Source organism: Thermovirga lienii, from assembly GCF_036847465.1.
Lineage (GTDB): Bacteria > Synergistota > Synergistia > Synergistales > Thermovirgaceae > Thermovirga > Thermovirga lienii.
On record NZ_DAITZW010000057.1, the window covers coordinates 1 to 5,679 of the forward strand.

4 protein-coding genes are annotated in these 5,679 nt (G+C 52.3%); 1 reads left to right on the plus strand and 3 read right to left on the minus strand.

From position 1 onward, the window contains the following. The coding region (locus tag V7Z69_RS09385; protein ID WP_472132580.1) for a TSCPD domain-containing protein at positions 1–1,269 on the plus strand (1,269 nt) is incomplete at its 5' end. Positions 1,270–1,338: 69 nt separating this feature from the next. Here V7Z69_RS09385 and V7Z69_RS09390 read toward each other — a convergent pair. The 3 genes from V7Z69_RS09390 to V7Z69_RS09400 all read right to left on the minus strand — a co-directional run bounded on the left by V7Z69_RS09390 (position 1,339) and on the right by V7Z69_RS09400 (position 5,495). Continuing rightward, the gene (locus V7Z69_RS09390; protein WP_334139735.1) at positions 1,339–2,103 is read right to left on the minus strand and encodes an HpcH/HpaI aldolase family protein; all 765 of its coding nucleotides are present in this window, start codon (positions 2,101–2,103) and stop codon (positions 1,339–1,341) included. 78 nt (positions 2,104–2,181) lie between these two features. Beyond that, positions 2,182–3,039, minus strand: coding sequence for a methylenetetrahydrofolate reductase [NAD(P)H] (gene metF / locus V7Z69_RS09395; protein ID WP_014162453.1), 858 nt, complete (start codon positions 3,037–3,039; stop codon positions 2,182–2,184). Continuing rightward, positions 3,039–5,495, minus strand: coding sequence for a homocysteine S-methyltransferase family protein (locus V7Z69_RS09400; RefSeq protein WP_334139736.1), 2,457 nt, complete (start codon positions 5,493–5,495; stop codon positions 3,039–3,041). Before V7Z69_RS09400 ends, metF begins: the two co-directional genes overlap by 1 nt. Positions 5,496–5,679 lie beyond the last annotated feature (184 nt).

The following is a 5,679-nucleotide window of genomic DNA, read 5'->3' on the forward strand; positions in this document are numbered from 1 at the left end:
TGCAATTTGGGGAGCATCAACCTGTCCCACATGGTAAAGGACGGAGAAATAGACTGGGAAAAGCTCAAAAGGACCACTCGCCTTGCGGTGCGCTTCTTGGACGATGTCATAGACGTAAACGAATACCCCATACCCATAATAAAAGAGACGGTCATGAAAACCCGCAAGATAGGCCTGGGCGTCATGGGATGGGCAGATATGCTATTCATGCTCCGCATACCATACGACTCTGAGGAGGCCATAGAGCTGGCCAAGAAAGTAATGAGCACCATAACAGAGACAGGCAGAGAAGCCAGCAGGGAACTCGCCAAAACAAGGGGCGCCTATCCTGCTGACAGGGGCACGGGACAGCGCAACGCCACCATAACGACCATAGCACCCACAGGCTCCATCTCCATGATCGCCGACTGCTCCTCTGGCATAGAACCGGTGTTCGCACTGGAATTTACCAAAGAAGTACTGGAGGGCAAGCGGTTCACGTATAAGAACAAGTACTACCAGCAGGCCCTGGAAGAAGGCCTAGATGAGGCCATCATAAAGAGAGTCTTCAAGACGGCCCACGATATATCGCCCGAATGGCATGTGCGCATGCAGGCAGCATTCCAGGAAGCCGTCGACAATGCAGTAAGCAAGACCATAAACTTGCCCAACAGCGCCTCCATAGAGGACGTAAAGAAGGCCTATCTTTTGGCTTTCAAGACCAAGTGCAAGGGCATAACGGTCTTCAGGGACGGCTGCAGGAGCGAACAGGTCCTGTACAAGGAAAAGCATCCTGTGCAACAGAAGCTTCCCATAGCTTCCACTCCCCCAGGACCTCAGCCTGTGGAAAGGCCCTTCGTGCTATCGGGTAAGACGGCCAAGATTCCCACAAGCTACGGGAACCTCTACCTTACAGTTAACGAGATCAACGGCCGCCCCATAGAGGTATTCACCACCATGGGCAAATCGGGACATGAGACCATGGCATTCACCGAGGCTATAGGAAGGCTCATATCCCTGGCCCTTAGGAGCGGAGTAAAGATCCACCACATCATAAAGCAAATGAAAGGCATAGGCGGCTCTCAACCTGTATGGCACGAAGACAGCGTGATAATGTCGGTGCCTGACGCCATAGCCTTTGGACTAACGTACCTGGGATATCTGGACAAGGAAGAGAAGGAGATAATGGAATCCATGGCAGAGACGGACATGTGCCCCGTCTGCGGTGCTGCAATGACCAGGATGGAAGGCTGCATAACCTGCACGGTGTGCGGTTTCTCCAAGTGCTAGAAGCTTTAAAAAACGAGGGGGCGCTTCTTTTAGCGCCCCCTTACTTTTGCGGAAAGACTCCAAGCAAACCTACAAAGACTCTTTGATCTTCGCCAGTTGTTCCTTGCACGCCAAGCCGAATATGAGGCTGTCCAGACTGTAGGCAACGTAATTGAACCCCTCCTGGATCCGTTGCACGGCTTCATCTACAGAGGTTACGAATATTCCCGCAGGTTTTCCGGCACCCTTTATTATGGAAAGAGCCCTTCCCACGGCTTCTCTCATATCAGGATGCATGATCTGGCCCGGTATTCCCAGGGATTGGGACAGGTCGTAAGGCCCTACGAATATCATGTCTATGCCACTGACGCTCGCTATTTCCTCAAGTCTGCTCAAGCCTTCCACGTTCTCACAGTGAACTATGACCATGGTGTCCCTGTTGGCTTCCTCCAGCGCCTCTTTAAGGGGTTTAAGCCCATACTCAAGAGCCCTGGGCACCGCCGCCCCTCGCATTCCCTCAGGGTAGTACCTGGAAGCTTTTGCAACCATCTGAGCAGTTTGGACATCGTTGACCTGGGGCACGTGAATGGCCTTCGCTCCTACGTCCAGCACCCTTAGGATATTGGTAGGGCTTGCCTCGGTAACCCGGACAACTGGAGTCATGCCCGAAAGCTCTGCCGCTCGGATTAGGTGCTGTATGGACTCGGGGTTCATCGGACCATGCTCCGTGTCTATGACGCAGAAATCAAATCCCACTATGCCCATTATCTCCACTAGATCCGGACAGTTGAGCCCCACGAAGGGCCCCACCACCACTTCACCGCTTTGGAGTTTCTCCTTCAGTTTGTTAACCATGTCCACCCTTCTCCCAAAAAGGATTTTTAAACCTATAAATATTTTATGTCACCAATGACCAACTCAAAGTCTTTTACATCAAAGTTCTGCCATTATCCTCTTTGCTACCTCGGGCTTGTTCATGGTATAAAGATGGATACCGTCCACGCCTTCCCTTACAAGACCCTTTATCTGATTTATGGCGTATTCCAAACCTGCTTCGTGGAGTCCTTTAGGGTCCCTCTCGTATCTGGCTATTAGGTGAGCAAGGGCCGAAGGAATGGAGGCACCGCACAAGGACACCATTCTGGAGATCTGCTTGGCGTTCAACACGGGCATTATTCCAGCAGTGATGGGGATACCTATGCCCAAAGATCTGGCAACGTCCCTGAAGCTCAAAAATAGCTCGTTATCGAAGAAAAGCTGGGTGATCAGGAATGACACCCCTTCGTCAACCTTCTTCTTCAGGTTTATGAGGTCACATGCCATCGATGGCGCCTCAACATGTCCTTCTGGGTACGCTGCTCCCGCAACGCAGAAACCACCAGGCCTTTGTTCCCTTATGAAATGCACCAAGTCCTTGGCGTACTTGAAGTCTCCGCCTTCGGCGGGCCCATCCTTCGGTGGGTCGCCTCTCAACGCCAGAACGTTTTTGACCTCCAGGGCAGAGAGTTCGTCCAGTATCCGTAGGATGTCCTCTCGATGGGCACCTATACAGGTAAGGTGAGCCAGGGGTGGCTTGCCCCATCGTTTCTTTATATAACCTGCTATCTCCACGGTCCTGTCCTTGGTCCCTCCAGCGGCACCATAGGTGACACTTACAAAATCGGGATCCAATGTGACCAATTCCTCGATGGTCTCATATATGGACTCTATGGGATACTCCCTCTTGGGAGGAAATATTTCAAACGAAAATACCGGCCCCTTTTTGGAACTAAATATCTCGCTTATGAACATCACTCGTCACCCCTCTCTGTCAGCCTCGAAACTAGCCTTACCGCCCCTATGGCATCCGGGGCCGTGCCGTCTGAGCCTATCTTTTTGGCGAAGCTTTCGTTAACCGACGCTCCTCCAACTATCACCGGAAGATGGGGCAACTTTTCCTTAAGTAGTTTCACCGTTCTTGCCATTTCTTCCATGGTGGTGGTCATCAGAGCAGATAGGCCAACTATGTGGGCATTGGATTCAGAAGCCGCCTCCAGTATCTTTTGGGCGGGCACGTTCCTTCCCAAGTCGATTACCTGGTAACCGTAGCTTCTCAAGACCGTCCCAACTATGTTCTTCCCTAGATCGTGAAGGTCCCCTTCCACTGTGGCAAGCACCACGGTTGCCTTGTTCTCTCCCCTGTCGGAGGGCTCCATTCTCTCCCTGGCGAAATCACATGACACTTGAGCTGCCTGCGCCGAGGCCAAAAGCTGAGGTAGAAAAAATTCTCCCACCTCGTAAAGCTTGCCCACCTCTTCCAGGGCAGGAATTATTCCGCAGGATATTACATCCATGGGTTTTACGCCTTTTTCGTCTATCAGGTCGCGAACATGCAATTGGGCAGCCTTTTCGTCTCCCTCTATTATGGCCTCCATCAATGGAAAGTAAGGGCCTTGGTTCTTTTCCTCCGTGGGCTCTTCTATTTCCTTTTTCCTCTCTTCCTTTTTGGGGGCAGAATCCCTGCCGGGTTCAACGAGGGCCCGCTCCTTAAGCTTGTCCTGGGCTTGAATGTAGTTTAAAGCCTTAGGGTCTGACCCCCTCAAAAGGTTAGAAGCCAAAATGGTCTCAAAAATCCCTGGTGCTGTGGGGTCTATTATGGCAGCGCCTAATCCAGAAGCCATGGCCATGGCCAGGAAGGTCCTGTTGACTAGATGCCGCGAGGGAAGACCGTGAGATACGTTGCTCACGCCAAGGATGGACAAACATCCCAACTGAGAGATGTACTCCAATGCCTGAAGGGTGACCCGCGGGGCCTTTTCATCGGCGCCCACCGCCAGAGTGAGGCCGTCTATGATCAGGTTCTCCATGGGGAAACCTGTCTTTCGGGCTCTTTCCACTATGCTGTCTATGACAGCTCTTCGCTCCTCTATGGTATGGGGCAAGCCCTTCTCGTCCATGGGAAGTACCGTCAAAACGGCTCCATAGCGGCTAGCAAGTTCAAGCCCCTTCTCCAGATGCCCCTGTTTCGCGGTCACCGAGTTTATCAACGGCACTCCCGAGGCCCTCTTTAGACCCGCTTCGAGAACCTCTATCTTGTCGCTGTCGATGGATACAGGAGAAGTAACGGTAGCTTCCACAACAGATATGGCCTCACTCATTAGGGCCACCTGGTCCACGCCCGGTAGGCCAACGTTTACGTCTATCACCTCGGCTCCGGCCTGTTCCTGAAGCTTTGCTTCCTCCTTCAGAAGGGTGAAATCACCATTTGCCACCTGTTCCTTCAGGGCCGACTTTCTTGACACGTTTATCCTCTCACCCACCACGAGTAGGGGACCGCCGCAACCAGCGGCCACCAGCTTACTCCTGGAGGCAAGAAAGGTCTCCTTTCTGGAGCTAGGAGGAAGAGACAAAACTCCGGCCAAAGCCTCCTTCATCTCTCTGATATGTTCTGGTGTGGTCCCGCAGCAACCTCCTATTACGCTGGCGCCAGCAAGGGCCAGCTCCTTCGATTTTTCTGCAAACGCTCTTGGATCCCAGAAGTTTTCGTCTCCGGGAAGGCCTGCATTGGCATATACGAAGACAGGCAGCCTGGAGTATTCCCAAAGCTTCTTGACCGTCTCCACGTACTCTCCCGGGCCCACACCACAGTTGGCGCCCACTCCAGCGGCTCCTACAGCGTAAGCCCATGCTGCAGCGACCTCTGGAGGGGTCCCTGTAACGGTCTTTCCGTGGTGATCGAAAGTAAAACTCACGACAAAGGCTAGGCCTTGCGCTGCGTCCTTCGCCGCTGCCACCGCAGCCTTGGCCTCCCTTATATCCATCATGGTTTCTATTAAGATGAAATCCGCTCCACCCTCTGCAAGGCCTGCTATCTGTTCATAGAAGGCCTCATAGGCTTCCTCAAAGGATAGGGATCCGAAGGGTTCCAAAAGCTCACCAAGGGGGCCTACAGATCCGGCAACGAGGGCTTTGTCTCCCGCACACCCTTTGGCTATCCTGGCGGCTTCCTTGTTTATGTCTCTGGCCTTGTCCTGAAGGCCCCTGTGAGCTAGTTTCCTCGTGCTCCCACCGAAGGAGTTGGTCTCTATTATGTCCGCCCCTGAGGCCAAATATGCCTCGTGAATTGAGGTTACTATGTCAGGAGAATAGACGTTCATCTCTTCAGGCAACATTGGAGGCTTCCAACCTTTTTCTGCAAGAAGGGTGCCCATGCCTCCATCCATAAGTATTACTCTACTTTTTGCCTCCATCCATTGCCAGAATTTCATCCTGTCCACTGGACCACCCCCCATAAATATTAGGTTATGTTTGTGTATATTATTAGAAGTTGGTCCATTTATCAAGATTTTCTTATGTATGTTATATTTTGCACTTTATTGGGTCTTCGAGAGGATTCCGTGAAGGGGGACCTGTCTCCATGGGGTTGGATTCGTCCATGCTCCATTCGATCCA